The organism is Microcystis sp. M179S2 (assembly GCF_020245805.1).
In the GTDB taxonomy this organism is placed as follows: Bacteria; Cyanobacteriota; Cyanobacteriia; order Cyanobacteriales; family Microcystaceae; genus Microcystis; species Microcystis aeruginosa.
On the sequence record NZ_JADBUE010000088.1, the window covers coordinates 1 to 2,947 of the forward strand.

The 2,947-nt window shown below is 41.7% G+C and carries 4 protein-coding genes; 3 read left to right on the forward strand and 1 reads right to left on the reverse strand.

What is annotated here, in order from left to right:
- Positions 1 to 492: 492 nt before the first annotated feature.
- On the reverse strand, positions 493 to 945 hold the full coding sequence (locus IM500_RS05310; RefSeq protein WP_002758186.1) for an SRPBCC family protein: 453 nt from the start codon (positions 943 to 945) through the stop codon (positions 493 to 495).
- Between the two features lie 104 nt (positions 946 to 1,049).
- Between IM500_RS05310 and IM500_RS05315 the strand changes: the two genes are divergently transcribed.
- The 3 genes from IM500_RS05315 to IM500_RS05325 all read left to right on the forward strand — a co-directional run bounded on the left by IM500_RS05315 (position 1,050) and on the right by IM500_RS05325 (position 2,789).
- Positions 1,050 to 1,412 (forward strand): cupin domain-containing protein, encoded by a 363-nt coding sequence (locus IM500_RS05315; RefSeq protein ID WP_190721814.1) that lies wholly within the window; start codon positions 1,050 to 1,052, stop codon positions 1,410 to 1,412.
- A 5-nt stretch (positions 1,413 to 1,417) separates the two neighbouring features.
- The gene (locus tag IM500_RS05320; protein WP_287737900.1) at positions 1,418 to 2,263 is read left to right on the forward strand and encodes a prephenate/arogenate dehydrogenase; all 846 of its coding nucleotides are present in this window, start codon (positions 1,418 to 1,420) and stop codon (positions 2,261 to 2,263) included.
- A 67-nt stretch (positions 2,264 to 2,330) separates the two neighbouring features.
- On the forward strand, positions 2,331 to 2,789 hold the full coding sequence (locus IM500_RS05325; protein WP_190721832.1) for a nitrate reductase associated protein: 459 nt from the start codon (positions 2,331 to 2,333) through the stop codon (positions 2,787 to 2,789).
- Positions 2,790 to 2,947: the final 158 nt, after the last annotated feature.

Consider the following 2,947-nt stretch of genomic DNA (forward strand, 5'->3'; position numbering starts at 1 on the left):
ACGGGACAAAGGGTTAACCTCGATTGATGATTTTCCTTGATCTATCTGGGTTTCAGCGATTTTGGGCTTCTCGAAGTAAATCCCAAGCGGGGATTGGAGTTGAGGCTTTTCTCGATTTGTTTTTTGTCTAAGTCCCACTAGAGATAAAACCCTGATTATCGAAAAAATCGGGTCTAAAACCTCGCCTTAAGGCGAAAAGTTTTTGGAGCGGGGCATAAATTCCCGTTACAAAAACGGCCTCCTGCCCCCTGCCTTCGTTAACAGTTATCAGTTATCAGATGTGAGTTTTTAATTGTGCAGTTATCTTAATGGTGAGGTAGGAAGTTTTCCTTTTGGGGAGTCGGTCGTCGGTGGTCAGCAATAAGCTGTACTGCGTTCAAACCGCGCGGGGGAATTTTAGTACAAATGCTCACCACCCTCTCCCTGCTCCCTGCTCATAGACAGTCTTAACGAGCAATTTAGATAGTCAACAGCTTACTGCCGATCATTACCTCACCTTGGCGGCGTATTATTGACAATATTGAGAGCATAAAGGCGAAAACGCTCTAGATCGGCTTGCAGGGTTGATTCCACCACTCGACCGAGGAAAAGATTATCCATCAATTTTCCTAACCAACCTGGTATAGCATAGGCTGCTGTCAGTCGCACAATACTCCTACCATGACGGTCATAAAAACGAATTGCCCCGCGGTTAGGCAACCCGTCCACGGATTCCCATTGAATCATCTGGTGGGGGACAATTTTCAGTATCCGTGACAACCAAGTAAATTCTAGACCACCACTGGCTAACTTCCAACGGGAAAGCTCTGGCTCCTCCTCTAGAATTTTCACCGATTCGATCCATTTCATCCACTGGGGCATTTGTTCTAAATCTGACCAGAGAGCCCAAACCAGATCGATCGGCGCGTCCACTTCTACCTGTACACTATGTTCTAACCAAGTCATTCGTTAATTCTGGCGATGCTGAATATTTCTATGATAACGGCTATTAGTCTTTAGCTTTTGACTCAATGATAAAATAAAAACAATCTTCGAGGTTTAATTTTACTATGTTAATCAGAAAACTGCTCGAATGTGAGGAATTCATCGCCGGTGATCATACCCGATTGCGCGAGTTATTGCATCCCGATAAACAGCCGTTAAATCTACGTTATAGTTTAGCCCACGCCTGGGTAGATGTGGGGGAAACTTCTACTCCTCACGCTTTAAAAACTGCGGAAGTTTATTATATTTTGCAAGGACAAGGGGAAATGCACATCGATGAGGAAGTGCAATTAGTGACTGTCGGTGCTGCCATTTATATACCTCCTCTAGCTAAACAATATATTCATAATTGTGGGGAGGAACCCTTAATTTTCTTGTGCATTGTCGATCCTGCTTGGCGAGTGGAAGACGAAATTATCTTTGAGTAAAACTAATGAAGATTGGCATTATTGGACTGGGTTTAATCGGTGGTTCCTTGGGATTAGATTTTCGCTCACAAGGTTATAAGGTTTTGGGAGTTTCCCGTCAACAATACACCTGTGATATCGCTGTACAAAAAGGAGTGGTAGATGAATCTAGCACCAGTTTAGAATTATTAGCTACTGCCGATTTAATCTTTATCTGTACTCCTATACATTTAATTGTGCCAACTTTGGAAAAATTAACTCCCTATTTAAAAACCCAAACCATTGTCACCGATGTGGGATCAGTTAAAGGGGCAATTGTAGCCAATTGTGGCCAATTGTGGCCAAATTTTGTCGGTAGTCATCCTATGGCTGGGAAAACCGAACAGGGAATTAATGCGGCACAATTTGGTTTATTTGTCAATGCCCCATATCTGATTACTCCCCTTGAATCTACCCCTAACTTTGCCGTGGAAATCTTAACTGAAATCGTGCAGAAATTAGGCTGTAAAATTTATTATTCCTCCCCCGAAGAACACGATCGAGCCGTGGCATGGATTTCCCATCTGCCAGTAATGATTAGTACCAGTTTAATCCAAGCTTGTGCGAAAGAACAAGACCTGAATATTCGCCAATTAGCGGAAAATTTAGCTAGTTCTGGTTTTCGCGATACCAGTCGCGTCGGTGGTGGCAATCCCGAATTAGGTTTAATGATGGCTAAATACAATCGTCAAGCTTTATTGATATCTTTGGCAAATTATCGGCAAAATCTTGATCAAATTGTTGACTATATTGCAGGAGAAAAATGGCAGGAAATAGAGGAAATTCTCGTTTCTAGTCATCAATATCGAGCCAAGTTTATTCAATCAAAATAACATTTTGCCAGCAATTATACCCCAAGGCTGTATTATAGATTTATCCTCAGTAAATCAAGGCAATAATATGAACACCTTTTTTGACTTTGAAGCCGAATTTGTGGACTCCTTACGTTGCATACCAATGACCGTGAGAATGAAACTAGATACCTGTGGAGTTAAATTAAAATTATCCCATTGGATGCAGTTAACTCAACCAGAAAGAATGGTATTAGTTAATATGGCTTGTACGACGGCAGCAGAAGCGAAAATCTATCGAGATTTTCTGCAAAAATTAATCACTGAAAAAACCGGTAATCCCCCGGAAGAACTAGCAATAGCTCCCCATCCCGCTTGGCTAGATGATAGCCAGATTCCCGATACAGTCCTAGAACAAGCTAGAGAATTCCAGATAGAAATTAGCTTAGAACAATGGCAAAAATTGCCACCATCCCAACGGTTTGCCCTGATTAAACTCAGTCGTCCGGGTCACGAAAATCTCAACTTCTATCCGGCCCTGAAAGAGTTCCATATAGTCGATGCCTAACTCAAGAACCTATGGTATATTAAGTTTGTTTCTACCCTGACAGGGGGACAAGCCAGCTGAAAAGCTTATGTAGCATGGAATACAGACACAGACTCCCAAAAAAGATAAGTCATATTTACCATATATGACCTAAATAACGAAAATGATAAGTGAACTAT

Bases quoted from the DNA above. Each gene is read 5' to 3' on its own strand.
- IM500_RS05325 (WP_190721832.1), top strand. From the start codon at position 2,331: ATGAACACCTTTTTTGACTTTGAAGCCGAATTTGTGGACTCCTTACGT.
- IM500_RS05310 (WP_002758186.1), bottom strand. From the start codon at position 945: ATGACTTGGTTAGAACATAGTGTACAGGTAGAAGTGGACGCGCCGATC.
- IM500_RS05315 (WP_190721814.1), top strand. From the start codon at position 1,050: ATGTTAATCAGAAAACTGCTCGAATGTGAGGAATTCATCGCCGGTGAT.
- IM500_RS05320 (WP_287737900.1), top strand. From the start codon at position 1,418: ATGAAGATTGGCATTATTGGACTGGGTTTAATCGGTGGTTCCTTGGGA.